The sequence below is a fragment of the Lysobacter gummosus genome (assembly GCF_001442805.1).
Lineage (GTDB): Bacteria > Pseudomonadota > Gammaproteobacteria > Xanthomonadales > Xanthomonadaceae > Lysobacter > Lysobacter gummosus.
In genome coordinates, this window is record NZ_CP011131.1 from 2304670 (window position 1) to 2324398 (window position 19729).

The following is a 19729-nucleotide window of genomic DNA, read 5'->3' on the forward strand; positions in this document are numbered from 1 at the left end:
TGTCGCCGCGAAGGAGTAGGCTGGCCGCCCCGACGGAGGAAGCGGCATGAACAAGACGATCGCGTGGCCGGCGGTATGCGCACTGGCGCTGTCGATCGGCGCTTGCGGCGGTGGCGGCGACGACAAGGCCGCGCCCGCCGCTGCTACGGCCAACGCCGCGGGCGCCAAGCCTGCGGCCGCGTCCTCGTTCGATTTCGCCGCCTGGGTCGCCGCCAACGCCGATTGCAAGGGCGAATATTTCTCCGACGTGCAGGAGCCGGCCTTCGCCCAGACCTTGCGCGACGCGGGAGTGACGGTGAGCGCGGAAAGCTCGATCGGCGAAGTCGGCCCCGGCGGCGGCACGCTGACGCCGGGCCGGCCGATCCGCTTGCACGGCTTGCCGGTGCGGCGCGTGGACTACGATTTCGGCAGCGGTTCGACCTTCGCCGTGGTGGTCGACGCCAGCGCCGAGCAGGCGCGCGCGGCGATCGACGCCAAGCCGCTGCCGGAGATCTATCGCGAGTACTACAGCCTGGGCGTGGCGACCGCGCCGCCGAGCGAAGACGTGCCGATGCCGGATATCCAGTTCGTGCGCGCCGGCGAGCAGAAGGGCACGCAGGAAATTGGTTGCGCGGCGTTCGATATGTGATGGATGGGGCGCGGGGCGGTTGCCGCGCGGCGATGCCAACGAATGCAGGCGGATTGGCAAGACCCTGTTCAATGTCTCCAGGCCGTCATTCCCGCGAACGCGGGCTCCGCTTTACTTCGGCGGAGCCGAACATCCAGTGCCTTTCGTGCGAGAACGTTTGAAGTCTCTGGATTCCCGCGTTCGCGGGAATGACGTTCTGGAGGGGTGGCGCTGAGGTTCCTGGATGTTCGGCTTCGTCGAAGTAAAGTGAGCCCGCGTTGACTTCAGTCGCTCTCGCACGAAACGCACTGGATGTTCGATGTCGCCGAAATAAAGTGGAGCGTTCGCACAGACTCCAAGCCCACTCAGATCCGAAACATCGCGCGCCCGGCCGCAACCTCGCGGCCGGGCGCGCAAGCCGATCAACAGGTCTGGTTATTGCCCGGCGCGACGTTGAGGATCGCGGCGAAATTGCGGTAGTAAGCGCCGCGGTTGAGCATCTGCTGATGGCCGATGCCGGTGGCGTTGCATTCGATGCCGCCGTTGATCGCGCGGATGGTTTCGCCGAATGCGCGCAGGTTCACCATCGCCTGATGCGGGGTGTTGCTGGCGCCGCCGCGCTGGGTCATCCAGTACCACAGCGCCGTCTGCCAGGAGATCGCCGAATTGGTCGCGACCAGGTCCGGATCGTTGAGCAGGTTCAGCCCGAGCGCGCTGCCGGCGGAGGCGTAGTTGTAGTTCCAGCTCAGCTGGATCGGGCCGCGGCCGTAGTACTGCTTGCCGCCGCAGGTGCCGGCCGGCTGGCAATAGTGATCCCAGTTGGCCTGGTTCAATTCGCGGATGTACTGCAGCGCGCCGGTTTCCTGGTTGACGTTGGCCAGGAATGCCGCCGCTTCCTGGCGCGCGATGGTGTCGCCGCCTTCCTTCGCGAAGTTGGGATACGAGCGGATCGCCGCGACCAGCCCGGCATAGGTGTAGAAGGGATTGCGGTTCGGGAACATCTGGTTGAACTGCGCTTCGGTGACCACGAAACCGCCGGTCGGCGGCGTGCCGTCGCAGGTGGTCGGCTGCCAGTACCAGGTGCTGATGGTCGGATCGGTGCCGTCGCTGCCGTTGCTGCCGACGTTGACCAGCTTGTAGTACTGGCCGTTGGGCGGATAACGCACGATGGTGCCGAGCGTGTAGTTGACCCCGCGCGTCCAGTCCACGGAGTTGCAGGCCGCGGCGGGAGCGACGACGGCGGTCGCGCGCAAGGTGTCGGATGTGTTCGCTGCCGCGGTTTGCGGAGCGGCGAAGGCGGCGGGGGCGCAGAGCAGGCCGAACAGGCCGGCGGCCCAGGCGCCGGTGCGGCGCGAGTGGATGGGTGCGTTCATTTCGTATCCTCAGGCAATGGACTCTCGGTCCCCCCGGGGTACGCATGCCGCACAACCGCGACGAATGCGTGGACTTGCGATTGGCGGCGATCTGATCGTTATGGAATAGGGGCTTCGTGCAGCACGCCCGCGATGGAGCGCGGCCGTCCCATGCGCCGCGTTGCCGCGGCCGGTGCGATATCCGGACGCTGCCGCGTGTAGCGGCGTGGCGACGCTGGTGGGCGACCCGCGGGCGACTGTAACCAGGCGGTAAAGATGAATCCGGGCAGCGGTCGCGAAAAAGGTCTCGGCCGCGCGATGCCTGCGCAATCCGGTGCGCGCGTACGCTGCCGGGGCGACCGCGGTCGCACTTGCGTTGCGATGCGGCAACCGTTTTCACCCGCGGCGCGGTATAAACCGCAGGACGCAACACGGCGGACGCGGCCACGCGGCCGCCGTCAACCGGCCCAGGGCGCCGCGCCCGAGGCCGCGCAGCAGCGAGGTGCAGCGATGAAGCGCAATGCGAACACGGCAATCGCGATGGCCACGGGACTGGCGCTGAGCCTGGTCCTGGGCGCCTGTGGCGGCCAGGGCGAACGCCAGACCGCGGCCAAGCCGGCGCAGCCGGCCGGCGAGCCGCTGGATCCGGCCAAGACCGCCGAACGTCTGGTCAAGATGCGCAGTCAGGCGCTCGGCGGCGATCAACAAGGCCTGCAGCAGAACCTGAAGGCGCTCAACGACGACGTCAATCGCTCGATCCGCCTGGCCGATCCGGCGCGCCGCATCGATCGCGAGAACGCGCGCATCGCCGCCAAGGGCGTCAAGGGCGTGCGTTCGGTGGTGTGGCTCGACAGCGAAAATCTGTTCGTGATCGTCAATCGCAATGCCGAGCGCAGCTACGGCACCATCGATTCGATCTGCGGCGAGCTCGAACCGCTGGGCGATACGCTCGGCGTGGTGGTCAACGTGCAAAGCGGCGCGGCGCGCAACGGCGACGAACTCGAAATCCTCAGCCGCAATTGCCAGCTCAAGCCCGGCGAGCGCGCGATGATGCAGGCCAATCGCCAGGTCGATGCCTTGCCGCCGCAGGTGCGAGCCCAGCATCGCGCCAACGCCGACGCGGCCTTGCGCGCCGAACGCGCGGAAGACCGGCAGGAAAGCGATCGCATCATCCAGGCCGGCACGCCGGAGATGTAGGCGGCGGAGGCGGATCGCGGCGTGGTCCGCATCCGCGCTCGTATGGCTTCGAATCCGGGCGCACGCGCGACCATCGCGCGCCGACAGGTGTGCGCGGGCGCGCGATGACCGACAATGCCCGTCCCACATCCCTGAGGTGAACCCATGATCCAGCGATTCGACGTCGGCGCGCGCCTGTCGGAAATGGCGATCTATAACGGCGTGGCTTATCTGGCCGGGCAAGTGCCCGACAGCGAGGACCTCGACATCGCCGGCCAGACCCGCGAAACCCTGGCCTCGATCGACGCGCTGCTCGCGCGCGCCGGGACCGACAAGAGCCGCATTCTGATGGCGCAGATCTTCCTCACCGACATGGCCGATTTCGCCGGCATGAACGCGGTGTGGGACAGCTGGGTCGTGGCCGGGCACACGCCGCCGCGCGCGACCGTGCAGGCGCCGTTGGCGAATCCGAAGTTCAAGGTGGAAATCGTGGTGACGGCGGCGGTCGCGAGCGAGTAAACGACGCGCAAGCGATGCGGCGCGAAAGTTTCGCGCCGCATTTTTATGCCTGTTTTGCGCATCTTCGACCGCGTCATCCGATCCACGTTGGGATCGCACCGTCGCCAATCCGGCTGACACGCGCGGCGATATTCACCATCGGCATCCGCCGCGGAACTGCATTCGCGCCGATCCGCGCGCACGCATCGAGCCGGCATCGATCGAATCGTCCGATCTTTCGCCCGCACCGATTCGCGTACCTCTTCGAAGTTCTGTGATCGCCCTCAACGATCATTTAGAAGCGCCGTTCGTATTCGCATGGACGCGGTCGCCCGCGCGGGCGCAGTGTCGGCGGGCGTCTTCGCGACGCGAGCAGCACGGACGTTGCCGTCCGGTGTTTTCCAAGATCGCACCCACCGAGCCGTCGCCCGTACGGGCGGCGTTTGTCGAACCTTTCTGGAGAGAACCGCATGAACCGTCGCCGCATCCCGCTCACGGCCCTGGCCGTGGCGCTCGCCGTTACGCCGTTGCTGTCGCTGGCGCAGGCCGCGCCCGCCGCTCCCGCGAGCGGTTTCGAACTCGATCTGGGCGGATTGCGTTTCGATCCGCTCAAAAGCAAACCCGTACAGGCCGCCAGCGCCTGGGGCCGCACCCGCGCCGACGGCGAAGACTGGCGCCTGGTGCAATTCAAGGGCCCGGTGCAACAGGCGTGGCTGGACGAATTGCGCCGCGCCGGCCTGGAACCGGTGCAATACCTGCATCCGTACACCTACATCGCCTGGGGCAAGCGCGATGCGCTCAACCGTCTGGCCGGGCAGTCCGAGGTGCGTTGGAGCGGCGACTTCCTGCCGGCGTATCGCGTGCAGCCGGAACTGCGCAAGGCCGCGACCGGGCCGGTACAGGTCAGCGTGATCAGCCATCGCGGCAGCGCCGAAGTCGGCGCGAGCCTGAGCAAGATCGGCGTGGCCGACATCGGCGCCGGCAACAAGATGCTCGATCGCAGCCTGCAGACGCAGACCGTGCGGATTCCCGCCGACCAGATCGCCGCGCTGGCGCAGACGCCGGGCGTGTACAGCGTGCAGACCGTGCCCACCGACGGCGGCCTGCGCGGCGAGATGAGCAGCCAGATCAACGCCGGCAACCTCAACGCGAGCAATCTCGCCGTGCCCGGTTATCTGAGCTATCTCAGCGGCTTGGGCGTGAACGGCACCGGTACGATCATCGCCAACGTCGATGGCGGCATCTATCACACCCATCCCGATCTGGCCGCGCGCATGACCACCTGCACCGGCACCACTTGCGGCGGTTCGGCCAGCAGCGCGCACGGCACCCACACCGCGGCGATCATGGCCGGCGACGGCGCTTCCAACGCGCGCGCCACCGCGTCCACCGGCAGCTTCCTGCGCGGCCTGGGCGTCGCGCCGGGCGCCAAGCTGGTCGAGCAAGTGTATTCGCCGACCTACACCCAGGCCGGCGGCATGTTGACGTTGATGACGCAGTCGGTGCGCAATCGCGCGACCATCTCCGGCAACAGCTGGGGCCCGTCGGGAACGCCGCGCGGTTACGACGGCGACACGCGTCAGGTCGATGTCGGCGTGCGCGACGCGGATCCGAATGCGCCCGGCGATCAGCCGCTGAACTACGTGCTGTCGTTCATGAACGGCAACGGCGGCACGCAGAGCCAGGGCTCGCCGGACGAAGCCAAGAACACCTTCACCATCGGCTCGACCAAGGGCCAGTCTTCGGCGACGGTGCAGATCGCCGCGATCAACGATCTGTCCAGCAACACCGCGCACGGCCCGGCGCGCGACGGCCGCCGCATTCCGGGCATGGTCGCGCCGGGTTGTTCGATCGATTCGGCCAACAGCGCGAGCGGCCACGGCCTGATGTGCGGCACCAGCATGGCTTCGCCGCAAGTGGCCGGCGCCAGCGCCTTGTTCACGCAGTACTACCGCGGCCGCGCCGGCGTCGATCCGAGCCCGGCGTTGACCCGCGCGGCGTTCACCGCGGTGGCGCAGAATCTGGTCGGCAAGCTCGACGCCGACGGCGTCACCTTGGCCACCGCGCCCGACGCCAAGCAGGGCTGGGGACGAATGCTGATCGAGCCGGTGCTGCGTCCGGCGCAGACGGTGCAATACATCGACCAGAGCCACGTGTTCAACAATTCCGGCGAAAGCTGGACGCGCACGTTCACCGCCGCCGATCCGAGCAAGCCGGTGCGGATCATGCTGGTGTGGACCGACGCCCCGGGCCATGGCCTGGGCGGCACCACGCCGGCCTGGAACAACAATCTGGATTTGCGCGTGACCGCGGGCGGCAACACTTATCTCGGCAACGTGTTCGCCGCCAGCGGCTGGTCGGCGACCGGCGGCGCGGCCGATGCGCGCAACAACAACGAGGGCGTGTTCCTGCAGTCGGCGCAGCATGGCGGCAGCGTGAGCATCGTGGTGCGCGCGACCGATATCAACTCGAATGGTCTGCCGAACTCCGGGGACGATACCGATCAGGATTTTGCGTTGGTTTGCTACAACTGCGCGGCGAGTTTGTAAGCAGCGTTGATGACAGAAAAATGCTTTGAGCCCCTCTCCCGCTTGCCACCCAAGGTGACTTCCTACGGGGCGCGGGAGAGGGGTTGGGGTGAGGGCACGGGAGCAGTGAGGCTCAATGCAAGAGCATTCGCGCCTTCGGCGCTCAGCCCTCACCCCAGCCCTCTCCCGCAAGCGGGAGAGGGAGCCCACCGTTTCGTTGCGTAACCACCCCTCACGCCGCCAACGCCTGCTCCCGCCGCCGTGCCGCCTCCATGAACGCCATCAGCACCGGCCGCCCCGCCAGCAATTCCGGAAAGCGATGATCGTGAAATTCCGGATGCCACTGCACGCCGACCACGAAGCCGTCGCCGTTGCCGCGGATGCATTCGGGAATGCCGTCCTCCGACCAGGCCTCGACTTCCAGCCCCACGCCAAGATCTTTCACGCCCTGGTGATGGATCGAGTTGACCCGCGGATCGGCCACCTGCGGATACAGCGACGATAGCCAGCCGTTTTCGCGCATGCGCAGCGAATGCGCGTGTTCGTCGTATTGCGCCGGAATATAGTGCTGCGAGCGCGTCGCGCCGCCGCCGACCAGGTCCTGGTACAGGCTGCCGCCATGGGCGACATTGATCAGCTGCATGCCGCGGCAGATGCCCAGCACGGGCTTGCCCGCATCGACGAAGGCGCGCAGCAGATTGAGTTCGAACCGGTCGCGCTCCGGATCGGTGGTCATCAGCAGTTCGCTGGGGCGCTCGCCATAGGCCACCGGATCGATGTCGGCGCCGCCTTGCAGGATCAACCCGTCCAGCGAACGCGCGTAATCGCGCACGGACAGATCGGTGGCCTGGACCGCGCCCTGGGCATCGACGGTGGGGATCATCACCACGATCGCGCCGCTGGCCATCACCCAGTGCGCCATCGATTGCTCGAGGTATTGCAAAGTCTTGTTGCGGAAACCGTATTCGGGCGGCAGGTTGCGCATCAGGCGCGGCGACAGGCCGATCAGCAGTTTGCGGGCGGGCGAGGGCATGACGGATATCCGAAAGGGCGGGTGTCAGACGGTGGAGTCGATGGCGACGGTGGTTTCCAGCAACCAGTCCACCACGGCCTTGAGCGCGTTGGCGCGGCTGGCGCCGCTTTCGCGATGCTGGCGATACAGCGCCAGCTGAGTGTGCGCGCTGGTGCCGCGCGCGACGATGTCGTCCAGGCCCGCCAGCGCCTGCGTGCAATCCAGTTGCCGCGCATCTTCCGCGCACAGTTCGCGCAGGCGCTGCAACTGCGCCAGCGCCGGCTCGGTGTTGCCGTGTTCGTCGATGAAATCCGCCTGCAGGCCGAAGCGTTTCGCGCGCCAGCGGTTCTCGTCGATGATGCGACGGATGGCGGCGTTGCACGGCGGGGCCTGCGCCGGGCGCTGCGACAGATGCCGCATCAGGCAGCGGTACAGGGCTGCGATCGCCAGGCTGTCGTTCAGGCGCGTGCAGGCGTCGGCGATGCGCAGCTCGACGGTGGGAAAATTCGGCGAGGGGCGGATCGCCCACCACAGCGAGCCGGCGTCGGCGATCGCGCCGGCGCGCTGCAGCACCGCGGCGAAGGCGTCGTAATCGGCTTCGTCCTCGAAGAAGTCCGGAATGCCGGTGCGCGGCCATTCGTCGTACATGGCCTGGCGGTAGCTCATCAGGCCGGTGTTGCCGCGGTCCCAGAACGGCGAGGAGGTGGACAGCGCCAGCAGCAGCGGCAGCCACGGCATCGCCCGGTTCATCACCTGCACCCGATCGACGCCGTCGGGCAACTGCACGTGCACGTGCAGGCCGCAGACCTGGCTGCGGCGGGCGACGATCTGGAAATCCTCGACCAGGCGCCGGTAACGCGGCTTGTCGGTCTGGCTTTGTTCGCGCCATTGCCCGAGCGGATGCGTACCGGCGGCGAGCAAGGCCAGACCGTGCTCGTGCGCCAGTTCCGACAGGCCGCGGCGCAAATCGCCGAGCTGGCGCCGCGCCTGCGCCATGTCGCATTGCACCGGCGAAGCGATTTCGATCTGCGCTTGCTGCAGCTCGCTTTCGATCGCATCGCCCAGTTGCGCGCGGGCGCGCTTGAGCAGGCGGGCCGGGACGTGCGCGGCGAGCAGACGGCTGTGCGGGCGGACGAGGAAGAATTCCTCCTCGATGCCGAAGCTGTAATCGCACAGCGCGCTCATGGCCGCCGGCCCCGGGACTGCGAACGGTGTGGGTTCGTCATGCGCCCAAGGTAGCGTTCCGGATGTAAGCGCAAGTTGAAGAGAACGCGGGCCGGGCGTGCGCGGCGATGAATCTTGCCGCCACGGCGGGCGGATACGGGCGGGCTTTGCTCCAGTTGGCGCGATCAATCCGTCGTGGCGCGGTGGCCTTGCGCGAGCGCGGCGACGGAATCGACGAAGGCGCGCAGTTTGGCCGCCGGCAGATGTCGCGTGGTATACAGCGCGTACAGCGGAAACGTCTTGTCTTGCCAGTCCGTCATCACTTGCGCCAGTTGGCCGCTGTCGATGAAGCCGCACGCCGGTCGCCTTGACCGGGCGATGCCGGTGCCGCACAGGCGGCGCCAAGGATAAAGCGCACCGCATCGTCGCGACGATGCGGTGCGCCAGGGCATGCGCGGATCCTCACGATCCGCGCGTCGCCGGTATCGCGCGAATCAATCGATGGTGACCGCGGAGATCGGACGGGTCGAGTTGACGGTGATGGTGGAGGGGCTGGCGCTGGCTTCCACGCGCACCGCGATCAAGCCCAGGCCGCCGACCGAAACGCTGCCGCCCAGGCCCAACTGCGCGGCCTGATGCGTCACCCTCACGTTGTTGGTGCCGGCGCCGGTCGCCGCGGCCTGGTTGAGCACCAGCGCGCCGCCGACCGGCACTTCCACCGGCAGACCGAGCACGACCAGGCGCAGGCGGCCGCCGACCGGCACGGTGAAGTTGCGCGGAATCGGCGAGGGCAGGGTGATGACGTTGCCGCCGGCGATGCGCACGTCGGCGACGGTCGAGGTGGCCTGGCACTGCAGGCGGGTGTCGCCCGACAGCGAATCGCACGACAGGCTGCCGCGCAGGCCCTGCGCGGTGACCAGGTTCTGCACCAGGCTTACTCCGGCGGCTTCCGAGAAACCGTCGAGCGCGGTCGCGTCGGTCAGGTTGGTGTAGTCGGCGCGCTGGTGCACGGCGTCGAGCTTCACCACGTTGACCAGGCCGAGCAGGCTCAGATCGATGCCGAGGGCGCTGTTGTCGTCGCTGCCGGCGGCGGTGACTTGCGCCTGACCGGCGCAGGGCAGCGGCAGGGTGGTGTTGATGCCGAGCACGGTGACGGTCACGCTGCCGCTGACGGCGCAGGCCTTGACCGCGGCCGAGGCCACTTCCGAGCTTTGCGCGGCGGCGTTGTTGGCGGCGAAGGCCAGGCCCAGGGCGCAAACGATGGCGCTCAGGCGGGCGGAGCGGAGGGTGCGTTGATTCATGGTGTTTACCTGCTCAGTTGAGTAATGAAGTCGCGGATGAAATCCGTCGAGGTGGTGGCTTGCTCAAGTTGTTGTCGCTCGATGCCGGCATCGCGCAGCCGCCGTCCACGGCGAGGGAGCCGTGATCGGGCCGATTGCTTGAATGCCGCGGATAAACCCCTGGTACGCGAAGCGGCCGTGGCCGTTCCGCCAACTGCAGTCAGGACGCAAGCCTCGCGATGGCGGGCTTGGACGCAAAGTGTGGTGACACGTGATTCGTTCGGATTGTGAGCCGCATCCGTTGCGCCGGGGCGTCGGTGTTCAGGGGAGCCGATGCCTCGTGGTTGGTGCGGGCAAAGAGTAGAAAACCGCCGGTCCGCGAAACCTTGATGCTTCGCGCATTAGTCGCCGGGCTTAAGTCCGTTTTGCCGATCTGCGATGGATTCGTCGCTGCGCTTGTGCGCGCGGATCGGTTGCAACTCCATACGCGCTTGCAATTCGATTGGCGAAGCGCATGCGTGTGTGCGCGGGATCGATTCGCGGGCGTGATGCGCGGTGAGGTTTGGCGATCGCATCGCCGCGCATCCGGGTGTGTTTTGTTTTCGCTGTTTCCGCAGCGGAAGTTTAATTTCGCGCTGATGCAAAAATACCGGGGCGCATGGTGGCGATACGCATTTGCTTATTGTGGGAGGGAGCTTCAGCCCCGATGCGTTTCGATCCGCAGTGGGAAGACTCTCAGCATCGGATCGAAAAGCATCGGGGCTGAAGCCCTCCCACAAAAGACTTCGCAGTAGATCAGCGTTGCAAGAACGCCGCGCGTTCCTGCCCGCTCAACGCAGGCGTCACCGCGCGCCCTTGCGCCGCCGATTCGACCGCCGCTTCCAGCACCGCCATCAACGCCACCGCCTGCGCGGGCGTGACCGGATTCGGGCCCTGGCCGCGCAAGGCATCGCGCACGGCCATGTAGTAACGGCGCTGATCGCCCGGCGGCGTCGGCACGCGGCTGACCGCGCCATGTTCGTCGTGCCACAGTTGCGCGTCGTCGTCCTCGCCCCAGCCGGCCGCGCCGGGCACGATTCCGGCCAGCAACTGCGCTTCTTGTTGATCGGCGCGCGGCTTGACCAGACTGCCGCGGCTGCCGTGCACGATGAAGCGCGGGCTGCCGCCGGCGACCAGCATGCTGGCCTGAAGCACGACCCGGCGCTGGCCGTATTCGAACACCACGTGCGCCCAGTCGGCGACGGCGGCGCCGTCGCGCTGCACCGCCAGGCTGGCGATCACGCGCTCGGGCAGGCCGAACAACTGCAAGGCCTGATCGGCCAGATGCGGGCCCAGGTCCCACCACACGCCGGTGCCGGGGCCGGCCTGTTCGCGCCAGCGCTCGCGCACTTGCGGGCGGAAGCGGTCGATATGCGATTCCAGATGCACGACTTCGCCGAGCCGGCCGTCGTCGATGGCCTGCTTCACCGCGAGGTAGTCGCTGTCCCAGCGCCGGTTCTGGAACACCGACAGCAATCGGCCGTGCTGCGAGGCCAATGCCGCCAGTTCGCGCGCTTCGGCCAGATCCAGAGTGAAAGGCTTATCGACCACCACATGCTTGCCGGCGGCGAGTGCGGCGCGGGCGAGCGGAGCATGGCTGTGGTTGGGCGTGGCGATCACCACCAGATCCGCGCGCGCGTCGGTAACCGCGGCGATCGGATCGTCGATCACGATCGCCTGCGGGTGATCGGCCTGTACCTTGGCGGCGTCGCGCGAGCCGACCAGGCTCAGCGTGAGTCCGGGCGTGGCCGCGATCAGCGGCGCGTGGAAAGTCTTGCCGGCGAAGCCGTAGCCGACCAGTGCGACGCGGATGGAGGCATCGTTCATCGTGCGGACTCGTTGGAGGGAAACGGCACCTTGCCGGATCGCGCCGGCCGCGGCCAGAGGGCGCGGCACGGCCTGTATGCGCAATGTGCGCAAAAGCTTTGCGCGGCCGGGCCCGGATGGAGTATCAATTCACCGTCCCCTGTCCGGAAACCTCGATGACACCTGCCGCCGCGGCACCCGCCAACTCTCCCGCCCGCGTGTTGTTCGCCAGTTTGATCGGCACCACCATCGAGTTCTTCGATTTCTACATCTACGCCACCGCCGCGGTGCTGGTGTTTCCGAAACTGTTTTTCCCCGCGGCCGATCCCACCACCGCGACCTTGCAATCGCTGGCGACCTTCGCCCTGGCGTTCTTCGCCCGGCCGGTGGGCGCGGCGGTGTTCGGTCACTTCGGCGACCGCATCGGACGCAAGGCGACCTTGGTCGCGGCGTTGTTGACGATGGGCCTGTCCACGGTCGCGATCGGCCTGCTGCCCATCTACGACAGCATCGGCATCCTCGCACCGGCCTTGCTGGCGCTGTGCCGTTTCGGCCAGGGCCTGGGCCTGGGCGGCGAGTGGGGCGGCGCGGTGCTGCTGGCGACGGAGAACGCACCGCCGGGCAAGCGCGCGTGGTACGGCATGTTTCCGCAGTTGGGCGCGCCGATCGGGTTCTTTCTGTCGACCGGCATCTTCCTGTTGCTGACCGACACCATGGGCGATAAGGCCTTCTTCGCCTGGGGCTGGCGCATTCCGTTCCTGGCCAGCGCGGTGCTGGTGTTCGTGGGCTTGTGGGTGCGCTTGCGCATCGCCGAAACACCGGCGTTCCAGAAGGCCATCGACCGGCACGAGCGGGTCAGGCTGCCGATGGTCAAGGTGTTGATGCAGCATCCGGGCGCGCTGATCGCGGGCACCTTCGCCGCCTTGGCGACCTTCGTGCTGTTTTATCTGATGACGGTGTTCGCGCTGAGCTGGGGCACGTCCAAGCTGGGCTATTCGCGCGAGCAGTTCCTGCTGTTGCAGCTGGGCAGCGTGGTGTTTTTCGCCGTGACCATTCCGCTGGCGGCCTTGTTCGCCGATCGCCGTGGCCGGCGTCTGGCGATGATTCTTTCGACGCTGGCGGTGATGGTGTTCGGGGTCTTGTTCGAGGCGCTGTTCTCGAGCGGAAACGCCTGGGGCACCTTGCTGTTCCTGGGCCTGGGGCTGGCGATCATGGGCCTGACCTACGGCCCGCTGGGCACGATCCTGTCGGAGATGTTTCCCACCTCGGTGCGCTACACCGGCGCCTCGCTGGCGTTCAATCTGGCCGGCATCCTGGGCGCTTCGCTGGCGCCGTCGATCGCGACCTGGCTCGCCAGCACCTACGGCCTGGCCTATGTCGGTTATTACCTCAGCGCGGCCGGCGCGCTGACCTTGATCGCCTTGCTGATGGTGCGCGAGGGCGAGCCGGCGGTTTGACGGCGAGGGCGCGCAGGCGTGGAGAACGCCTGCGCCGCCGCTATGGGCGCGCGTCTCTGGCGCCCTGAAGCTTGGTCAGCAAGGCGGCCTTGTCGGCGACCCCTTCCGCGCTGAGCGCGTAATTGAGCGCTTGTTTGCCCTCGGCTTCGAAATAACCGCGGCGGTAGCGCGGCAGATCGTCGCCGCCGACATAGCCGGTCTGCACCAGAGCGTAGAACAGGCGCTCGTCCGGATCGCGGGCCAGGCTCAGATCGTAAAGACGCACCCGCTGGCTCTGGCCGGGGTAGATCAGCCAGATCTTTTCCGGCGTTGCGCAATAAGCCCGGGTCACCGCCTGTTGCTGCGCGTCGGTCATCGCGACCGCGCCGTCCTGGTCGGTCTCGCCGCGCGCCAGGGCGATGCCGCCGTCGTTCTCGAATCCGTACAGGCCTTCGGGCGTTTGCGCACTCAACGCGAACGCCCACGGCGTGAACGCCAGCGCATGGCCGCCGGGCCCGGGCGTGTCGGCGAGGCGATAGGCGATCGTGTCGGGGCAGGCGTAGGGCGGCCGCGAGGCTTGCGGCGCGTGGGCGCAGCCGGCGGCGATCAGTACCGTCAGCAGCGCGCAGATACGCGCCGGAACAGCCACGGGAGCGGCGATGCGCATGGGTTCGGTCACGTTGCGTCCTTGCTGGATTTGGCCTGGATTTCCAACTGGGTCAGGTACAGGCGCAGATCGAATTCGAGCTGGTGGTAGTCGGCGCTCATGTGAGTGCACAGCTGGTAGAAGCTCTTGTCGTGTTCGCGATGCTTGATGTGCGCGAGTTCGTGCACCGCGATCATTTCCAGGAACTCGGCCGGCGCGTCGCGGAACAAGGTCGCGATGCGGATTTCGCGCGCGGCCTTGAGCCGGCCGCCGTGCACGCGCGAAATCGCGGTGTGGGTACCCAGCGCGTGTTTCACCACGTGCAGCTTGTTGTCGTAGATCACCTTGTTGAGCGGCTCGGCCTTGCGCATGTAGCGCTCTTTGATATCGACCACGTACTCGAACAAGGCCTTGTCGTCGCGCACCTCGTGGCCGGCGCTGTAGCGATCGCGCAGCATCTCGGCCAGCCGCCCGCTGTCGATCAGCGAGCGGACCTGGTCCATCACGCGTTCGCCATAACCGCGCAGATAGCGGAGTTCGTCCATGCGCGCACGATACGGCAAAGGCGTCCGGGGACGCGAGACCTGGGGTGATAGCGGTCTCGGACTGAGCATGCGGCCGGGCGGTCTGGCTGGGCGAAACATCAAGCCGAGCACGCAGAACTTGCAGTGCCAACGCCGCTCCTGACTTGAGCATGTTCATCCACCGCCATACTCTTACCGAACAACCTCATGCGGCAGGTTCTCGAACATGCACTATCACTACGTACCGGAAGATGCGGCGGAACTCACCCGTAGCGGATTCAGCGTCGGCATAGGCAGTCCGGGTTTTCTCGCGGATATGGTGCTGGCTGGAAGAGAGTACGCCAGCGACCTGGCCCAATACCCGCGCGTGTTCCACGACGCATTGGCGCGCCACTATATGAGCCTGCGCGGCATGGCGCGGCTCGATATTTGGCTGCTGCACGACCTGTTGTCAGGACATGGCGTAGGAGGACAGATATTCGCCGCCTGGTTCGCAGCCTTGTCGCCGCACCCTTTGTACCGCCCGCTCTTGCTGGACAAGGTCAAACCGCCGCATCACCAGTACGCGCTGTACCTGGCGTTGCAGGCCATCAATGAGTTGGAGGGCGCGGCTCCGACCGAGTCGTCCATCGCACTGGCCGAGATTCGTTCTTCCTTGTTGACGATGCCGCAGCCCGACGTCCGGCTCAGGCTGGTGCCTACGGAGGAACAGACGTCGCGCTTGGAAGAGGAGCGTCAGCGCATCGCCGCTATTTATCGCCGCGAGGGTGCCGACGCGGCGCGTGCCGGCTTGAAGGGAACGCTGTTGGCGTATTACCGAATGGATCATGAGCAATGGCTGCGCGCGGGCAGTCCCAGCGCCGAAGATTATTTGGCCGACCTCGCGAAGTCTCCGGCATGACGGCCGATCCGGCCTCGCACGATTATTCGGCGCTGCGCTCTTTGGTCCTGCAGTTCCTCGCCGCCGACCACAGCCGCGCGCTGCTTCACCGTCTCGAAAGCGAACTCGTGGACTGATTCGGCGAAGACGACGACACTCCGGGCGAGCGCATGCTTCACCGCATGACGCTGTACGCACCCGGCGCAGGGCCTATCTGCATTCCGATGAAGAAATGGCCGGGCATTTTCAGCGGTTCCTGGTCTGGCTGGATCGGACTGCCGCCGAGCAGCCGGGTCGAATCGCGAAAACGGACAGCGCCGACTAGAAACTCGACAACCCGCTCGCCTCGCTGAAGCGATACCAGACCTTGCGCCACGCCGATTCGTCGGCGTAGGCGGGGTAGTCGGTGCTGATGTTGCGGCCGCCGCCGTTGCTCCAGCTTTGTTCGAAATACGCCGCGGCCTCGCGCGCGACCGGGGCGTCGGCTTCGGCGACCACGCGCGCGCTGCTTTCCAGGTTGTAGTCGTCGAGGTTGCGGCGGGTGTAGTTGGCCGAGCCGGCGATCAGTTCTATCTTGCCGTCGCGGTCGCTGCGCAGCAGCAGTTTGGCGTGGCATTGCTCGCCGTGGGTGTCGCACCAGCGCAGCGGCACGCCGGCTTCGTGCAGTTCGGAGGCGACCTGGCGGTTGGGCACGCCGTTCTTCTTGCGGCCGAAGGCGTCTTCGTTCGGGTCGAGCAGCACGCGCACGCCGACGCCGCGTTTGTGCGCGGCGACCACTGCATCGACGAGGCGGCGATGGGAGAAGTAGAACACCGCGATGTCCAGCCGGTCGCCGCCGTGGGCGCCGTCGATCGCGGCGAGCAGGCCGTCGCGGATCTTGCCTTCGGTGAGGATCTGCACGCGCGGCGCCGAGGTGGTATCGACGATGCTTTCGCGCGGCACCGCGGTCGGCAGGCCTCGCGGCCAGGCGCCGCCCGACAGCGCGACGACGGCGCGCTCGCTGGCCAGCAGGTCCAGCGCGGCGGCGCCGCTGAAACGCAGCGCGAGGTTGCCGTGCAGGCTGCTGGCGTCGTGCGGATTGGCCGAGGCGACCAGCGCGGTCCAGTCTTCGCCCTGATCGACGATCAGGGTCTTGCGATGGTTGGCGTTGAGGTTCAGCAGCGCCAGCCAGCTGCGCAGACCGACTTTACCCGGGCCGAGCGGATTGGGCAGCCAGCCGCCGGCGTCGCTGTTGCCGGCCCAACTGCAGCACAGATGCCACAGGCCCGACCAGGCCGGGTTGGGTGTGCGCAGGCTGCGCAGATCGGTGATCACCACTTCGACCCCGGCCGCGCGCAGCGCGTCCAGGCGCGGTGAGGGCAGGCCGCCGTAGACGGTGTTGATCGGGTCGGTGATCAGCACCACGTGCAGGCCGGGCTGCGCGCGTTTGCGCGCGATCAAGGCATCGGCCAGTTCCTGGCTGAGCTTGCGGTACTGCGCGCCGTCGGTTCCGCTGCCGAAGTCGTTGAACAGGAATTGGTCCGCGACGATGACGCGCCGGGCCTGGCCGATCAGGCGCAGGGTTTCGTCGAACACGTGCTGATCGCTGTGGCGGACCTGTCCGGCATCGGTCCAGGTGATGTCGGTCAACAGTTCGACATTGCCGGCGGTGCGCAGCGGGCCGGACTGGCTGACCCCGGCCGGCAACGGTTTGTAGACCTGGTAGATGCCCATCGCGATCCAGGCCAGCAGCAGCGTGGCGAGCGCGCGCTTGAGCCCGCGGCGGAAGCGGCGTGGCGGTGGGGCGTCGTAGGGGGTATTGGGCGTCGAATCGGTGGAGGAGGGCATTGTTGTTCGGGATGCGGGGTGGCCCATGGTGTAAATGCGTGATGACTTATGCAACTACGCCGGTTTGCCTGCGGCCCTCACCCCAACCCCTCTCCCGCAAGCGGGAGAGGGGCTAGAAATACATTATTCGGCATCTGCACGCCCCTCTCCCGCTTGCCACCCAAGGTGACTTCCTTCGGGGCGCGGGAGAGGGGTTGGGGTGAGGGCGCGCAGGCCCAGACACAAATCGGTCACGCCCCAGGCCTAGGCTGGCCGGATGAACATCCTGATGCTGTCGGACGTGTACTTCCCGCGGGTCAACGGCGTTTCGACCTCGATCCGCACTTTCGCCCAGTCGCTGGCGCGCATGGGGCATTCGGTGACCCTGGTGGCGCCGGACTACGGGCCCGGCAGCGGACAGGAGCTGCACGAGAGCGGCGAGTTCGAGATCATCCGCCTCGATTCGCGGGTGATCTTCTTCGATCCGGAAGACCGCCTGATCCGCGCGCCGGAGCTGCGCCGGGTGCTGCCGCAGCTGACCTCGCGGCATTGGGACGTGATCCACATCCACACGCCGTTCCGCGCCCATCGCCTGGGCGTGCAGCTGGCCGAGCTGACCGGACGGCCGACGGTGGAGACGTATCACACCTATTTCGAGGAATACATCGGCCATTACCTGCCGTGGGCGCCGGTTTCGCTGCTGCGGCTGGTGGCGCGGCGGTTGTCGCGGTTCCTGTGTCATGGCGTGGATCATCTGATCGTGCCGACCGCGCAGATGGTCGAGGTGTTGAACCGCTACGGCATCACCACGCCTTCGACGGTGCTGCCGACCGGCATCGACCTGAGCGAGTTCGCGCAGGGCGACGGCGGCAAGTTTCGCGCCGAGCACGGGATCGAAGCATCGAGACCGACTTTGGTCACGGTCAGCCGCCTGGCGGTCGAAAAGAACATCGCTTTCTTGTTGCAGGTCGCCAAACGGTTGGTCGCGGATTTCCCCGAGCTGATGTTCATCATCGCCGGCGAAGGCCCTGATGCCGAGCGCCTCAAGCGCCTGTCGAAGGACTACGGCCTGGAGCGCAACGTGCGCTTCTTCGGCAATCTCGACCGCCGCACGACCTTGCTCGACGCCTATCGCGCCGGCGATGCGTTCGTGTTCGCTTCCCCGACCGAAACCCAGGGGCTGGTGCTGATCGAAGCGATGGCGCTGGGCGTGCCGATCGTATCGACCGCGGTCATGGGCACCGCGACAGTGCTGCGCGACGCGCACAGCGCGGTGATCAGCGAAGAGGACATCGAAGCCTTCGCCGGCCACGTGACCCGGGTGCTGCGTTCGCCGCAGCTGCGCGCGCAGCTGTCCGCGGCCGGGCCGGTCGATGCCGGCGGCTGGAGCACGCAGGGGCTGATGGAGCAGGTGGTGGCCCTGTATCAGCGTCTGGCGCAGGCCGCGCCGCAACGCGCGCTGGCCTCGGAGCAGGCGACGCAGACCGCGCGCTAGACGCGCGGCCTGACTCGCGCCGCCAGCAGCAATCCCAACAGCGCCAAGCTCATGGCGATGGCGAATCCGCACACGTAGGCCATCGTGTGCGAACGGCTCAGCAAGGCGGCGAACAGCGAGCCGCCGATCGCCAGCGCGGTGGCGGTGTAGATGGCGTCGCCCAGATGCAGCGCGGAGGAGTTGACGCCCTGCCGCTCCGGCGGCGACAGCTCCAGCATCAGCACGGACAAGGTCGGATAGAACAGGCCCATGCCCAGGCCGGCGAGAATCCAGCCGGCGATGCCGAGCGCCAGCGGCGTATGCGGCGCGATCAGCGTGGCGACCGCGCCGATGCCGAGCGCCACCATCGCCATGCCGGCCTGCAGGAACCGCTGCGGCTTGCGCGCATCGGTGGTGCGGCCGCGGAACCACGCGCCGTACGACCAGCCCACCGCGCCCAAGGTCAGCACCAGCCCGCTCCAGGTCGGCGACAGCGCGCGTTCCTGCGACAACAGCAAGGGAATGTAGGCCTCGGTCAGGAAGAACGCGCCCGAACCGATGCCGCGCAGCGTGACCACGGTCGGCAGCCCGCGCGCGGCGCGCAGGGTGCCGCTGGGCAACAGCCGCGACGCGGCCAGGGCTAGCGCGGCGGTCGCCGGCAACAGCCACAGCGGCGCCGTCCAGCCGCGCTGTTGGCCGCCGTAGTGCAGGGCCAGCAGGCTGGCGGTGGTCAGCAGCGCCCACAGCAGACGCGTGGATTGTTCGCCGTTCGACAGCCCGCTGCCGGCTGTGGACGAAGGGCCCAGTCCGCGCAGCGCCGGCAACACCAGCGCCGCGGCGAGCGCGGCGGCGATCGGCACCGACAGGAACACCCAGCGCCAGCCGGCGTGTTCGACGATGGCGCCGCTGATCGCCGGGCCGACCACCGCCGGGACCACCCAGGCCGCGGCGAAGGCGGCGAAAATCTTCGTGCGCAACTGCGCCGGATAGACCCGTCCGACCACGACGTACAGCGCGACCGAAATCAATCCGCCGCCGAAACCTTGAACCACGCGGCCGGCGATCAACCAGCCCATCGACGGCGCCAGCCCGGCGGCGATCAAACCCACGGCGAACCAGGCGATGCCGTGGCCCAGCGGCGCGGTCGGCCCGCGCGCGTCGGCCCAGCGGCCGGCGGCGACCATGCCGATCACGCTCGCGGCCAGGGTGCCGCCGAAGGCCAGCGCGTACAGCGGCAGGCCGTCGAGCGCGCGTGCGACGGTGGGCATGGCGGTGGTGATGGCCAGCGCTTCGAACGCGACCAGCGCCACCAGGGCGATCGCGCCGATGGTCAGGCTGCGATAGCGCGGCGCGAACAGGCTGCTGTGTTCGGTTTCGTCTGTGTTCGCGCGGTCCGGCGCGGTGTCGGTGGCTGCATTCATTGCAGGGGCTTGCGTGGCTGGGGCGTCGCGCCTGGCGTTATCCGGGCTGCGAGCGTCGGCTTGGGTCATCGGGTCGCGCG

At 67.5% G+C, this 19729-nt stretch carries 17 protein-coding genes; 7 read left to right on the top strand and 10 right to left on the bottom strand.

Features of this window, described 5'->3' with window-relative positions:
* Nucleotides 1-46 precede the first annotated feature (46 nt).
* Nucleotides 47-628 carry a hypothetical protein gene (locus LG3211_RS09615; RefSeq protein WP_057942642.1) on the top strand — a complete coding sequence of 194 codons (582 nt, stop codon included), beginning with the start codon at nt 47-49 and terminating at the stop codon, nt 626-628.
* 401 nt (nt 629-1029) lie between these two features.
* Here the strand turns inward: LG3211_RS09615 and LG3211_RS09620 are convergent, their stop codons facing one another.
* The gene (locus tag LG3211_RS09620) at nt 1030-1980 is read right to left on the bottom strand and encodes a glycoside hydrolase family 19 protein (protein ID WP_083512427.1); all 951 of its coding nucleotides are present in this window, start codon (nt 1978-1980) and stop codon (nt 1030-1032) included.
* Between the two features lie 489 nt (nt 1981-2469).
* On the opposite strand from LG3211_RS09620, the gene LG3211_RS09625 reads away from it, so the two are divergent.
* The 3 genes from LG3211_RS09625 (at nt 2470) to LG3211_RS09635 (ending at nt 6182) form a co-directional block, all read left to right on the top strand.
* Complete coding sequence (locus LG3211_RS09625; RefSeq protein ID WP_187313164.1) at nt 2470-3156, top strand: hypothetical protein; 687 nt, start codon at nt 2470-2472, stop codon at nt 3154-3156.
* A gap of 144 nt (nt 3157-3300) precedes the next feature.
* On the top strand, nt 3301-3654 hold the full coding sequence (locus tag LG3211_RS09630) for a RidA family protein (protein WP_057942644.1): 354 nt from the start codon (nt 3301-3303) through the stop codon (nt 3652-3654).
* A 449-nt stretch (nt 3655-4103) separates the two neighbouring features.
* Complete coding sequence (locus LG3211_RS09635) at nt 4104-6182, top strand: S8 family serine peptidase (RefSeq protein WP_057942645.1); 2079 nt, start codon at nt 4104-4106, stop codon at nt 6180-6182.
* Nucleotides 6183-6393: 211 nt separating this feature from the next.
* On the opposite strand, the gene LG3211_RS09640 is transcribed toward LG3211_RS09635, so the two are convergent.
* The 5 genes from LG3211_RS09640 to LG3211_RS09655 form a co-directional block, all read right to left on the bottom strand.
* Nucleotides 6394-7194 carry a gamma-glutamyl-gamma-aminobutyrate hydrolase family protein gene (locus tag LG3211_RS09640; RefSeq protein ID WP_057942646.1) on the bottom strand — a complete coding sequence of 267 codons (801 nt, stop codon included), beginning with the start codon at nt 7192-7194 and terminating at the stop codon, nt 6394-6396.
* Nucleotides 7195-7218: 24 nt separating this feature from the next.
* A complete protein-coding gene (locus tag LG3211_RS09645; protein ID WP_057942647.1) occupies nt 7219-8358 on the bottom strand; it encodes a carboxylate-amine ligase in 1140 nt (379 codons plus the stop codon).
* 164 nt (nt 8359-8522) lie between these two features.
* Entirely contained in the window at nt 8523-8789 is a 267-nt protein-coding gene (locus tag LG3211_RS25585) for a type 2 periplasmic-binding domain-containing protein (RefSeq protein WP_148648833.1), read from the bottom strand.
* 42 nt (nt 8790-8831) lie between these two features.
* Nucleotides 8832-9638, bottom strand: coding sequence for a hypothetical protein (locus LG3211_RS09650; protein WP_057942648.1), 807 nt, complete (start codon nt 9636-9638; stop codon nt 8832-8834).
* Nucleotides 9639-10412: 774 nt separating this feature from the next.
* Nucleotides 10413-11483 carry an oxidoreductase gene (locus LG3211_RS09655; protein WP_057942649.1) on the bottom strand — a complete coding sequence of 357 codons (1071 nt, stop codon included), beginning with the start codon at nt 11481-11483 and terminating at the stop codon, nt 10413-10415.
* 155 nt (nt 11484-11638) lie between these two features.
* Between LG3211_RS09655 and LG3211_RS09660 the strand changes: the two genes are divergently transcribed.
* Nucleotides 11639-12919 carry an MFS transporter gene (locus LG3211_RS09660; RefSeq protein ID WP_057945387.1) on the top strand — a complete coding sequence of 427 codons (1281 nt, stop codon included), beginning with the start codon at nt 11639-11641 and terminating at the stop codon, nt 12917-12919.
* 40 nt (nt 12920-12959) lie between these two features.
* Here LG3211_RS09660 and LG3211_RS09665 read toward each other — a convergent pair whose 3' ends face one another.
* Nucleotides 12960-13577: a hypothetical protein gene (locus LG3211_RS09665; protein ID WP_148648834.1), complete on the bottom strand. Its 618-nt coding sequence runs from the start codon at nt 13575-13577 to the stop codon at nt 12960-12962.
* Entirely contained in the window at nt 13574-14158 is a 585-nt protein-coding gene (locus LG3211_RS09670) for a YgjP-like metallopeptidase domain-containing protein (RefSeq protein ID WP_425479971.1), read from the bottom strand. Before LG3211_RS09670 ends, LG3211_RS09665 begins: the two co-directional genes overlap by 4 nt.
* A 136-nt stretch (nt 14159-14294) precedes the next feature.
* Between LG3211_RS09670 and LG3211_RS09675 the strand changes: the two genes are divergently transcribed.
* Complete coding sequence (locus LG3211_RS09675; RefSeq protein WP_057942652.1) at nt 14295-14969, top strand: hypothetical protein; 675 nt, start codon at nt 14295-14297, stop codon at nt 14967-14969.
* A 300-nt stretch (nt 14970-15269) separates the two neighbouring features.
* Here LG3211_RS09675 and LG3211_RS09680 read toward each other — a convergent pair whose 3' ends face one another.
* The gene (locus LG3211_RS09680; RefSeq protein ID WP_083512428.1) at nt 15270-16775 is read right to left on the bottom strand and encodes a phospholipase D-like domain-containing protein; all 1506 of its coding nucleotides are present in this window, start codon (nt 16773-16775) and stop codon (nt 15270-15272) included.
* 256 nt (nt 16776-17031) lie between these two features.
* On the opposite strand from LG3211_RS09680, the gene LG3211_RS09685 reads away from it, so the two are divergent.
* On the top strand, nt 17032-18249 hold the full coding sequence (locus tag LG3211_RS09685) for a glycosyltransferase (RefSeq protein WP_057942653.1): 1218 nt from the start codon (nt 17032-17034) through the stop codon (nt 18247-18249).
* Here the strand turns inward: LG3211_RS09685 and LG3211_RS09690 are convergent.
* Entirely contained in the window at nt 18246-19649 is a 1404-nt protein-coding gene (locus LG3211_RS09690) for an MFS transporter (RefSeq protein ID WP_083512429.1), read from the bottom strand. The genes LG3211_RS09685 and LG3211_RS09690 overlap by 4 nt on opposite strands.
* Nucleotides 19650-19729 lie beyond the last annotated feature (80 nt).

Excerpts from the sequence above, each read along its gene's own strand:
- LG3211_RS09615 (WP_057942642.1), top strand. The coding sequence starts at position 47 with ATGAACAAGACGATCGCGTGGCCGGCGGTATGCGCACTGGCGCTGTCG.
- LG3211_RS09620 (WP_083512427.1), bottom strand. The coding sequence starts at position 1,980 with ATGAACGCACCCATCCACTCGCGCCGCACCGGCGCCTGGGCCGCCGGC.
- LG3211_RS09625 (WP_187313164.1), top strand. The coding sequence starts at position 2,470 with ATGAAGCGCAATGCGAACACGGCAATCGCGATGGCCACGGGACTGGCG.
- LG3211_RS09630 (WP_057942644.1), top strand. The coding sequence starts at position 3,301 with ATGATCCAGCGATTCGACGTCGGCGCGCGCCTGTCGGAAATGGCGATC.
- LG3211_RS09635 (WP_057942645.1), top strand. The coding sequence starts at position 4,104 with ATGAACCGTCGCCGCATCCCGCTCACGGCCCTGGCCGTGGCGCTCGCC.
- LG3211_RS09640 (WP_057942646.1), bottom strand. The coding sequence starts at position 7,194 with ATGCCCTCGCCCGCCCGCAAACTGCTGATCGGCCTGTCGCCGCGCCTG.
- LG3211_RS09645 (WP_057942647.1), bottom strand. The coding sequence starts at position 8,358 with ATGAGCGCGCTGTGCGATTACAGCTTCGGCATCGAGGAGGAATTCTTC.
- LG3211_RS25585 (WP_148648833.1), bottom strand. The coding sequence starts at position 8,789 with ATGCCCTGGCGCACCGCATCGTCGCGACGATGCGGTGCGCTTTATCCT.
- LG3211_RS09650 (WP_057942648.1), bottom strand. The coding sequence starts at position 9,638 with ATGAATCAACGCACCCTCCGCTCCGCCCGCCTGAGCGCCATCGTTTGC.
- LG3211_RS09655 (WP_057942649.1), bottom strand. The coding sequence starts at position 11,483 with ATGAACGATGCCTCCATCCGCGTCGCACTGGTCGGCTACGGCTTCGCC.
- LG3211_RS09660 (WP_057945387.1), top strand. The coding sequence starts at position 11,639 with ATGACACCTGCCGCCGCGGCACCCGCCAACTCTCCCGCCCGCGTGTTG.
- LG3211_RS09670 (WP_425479971.1), bottom strand. The coding sequence starts at position 14,158 with ATGCTCAGTCCGAGACCGCTATCACCCCAGGTCTCGCGTCCCCGGACG.
- LG3211_RS09675 (WP_057942652.1), top strand. The coding sequence starts at position 14,295 with ATGCACTATCACTACGTACCGGAAGATGCGGCGGAACTCACCCGTAGC.
- LG3211_RS09680 (WP_083512428.1), bottom strand. The coding sequence starts at position 16,775 with ATGCCCTCCTCCACCGATTCGACGCCCAATACCCCCTACGACGCCCCA.
- LG3211_RS09685 (WP_057942653.1), top strand. The coding sequence starts at position 17,032 with ATGAACATCCTGATGCTGTCGGACGTGTACTTCCCGCGGGTCAACGGC.
- LG3211_RS09690 (WP_083512429.1), bottom strand. The coding sequence starts at position 19,649 with ATGAATGCAGCCACCGACACCGCGCCGGACCGCGCGAACACAGACGAA.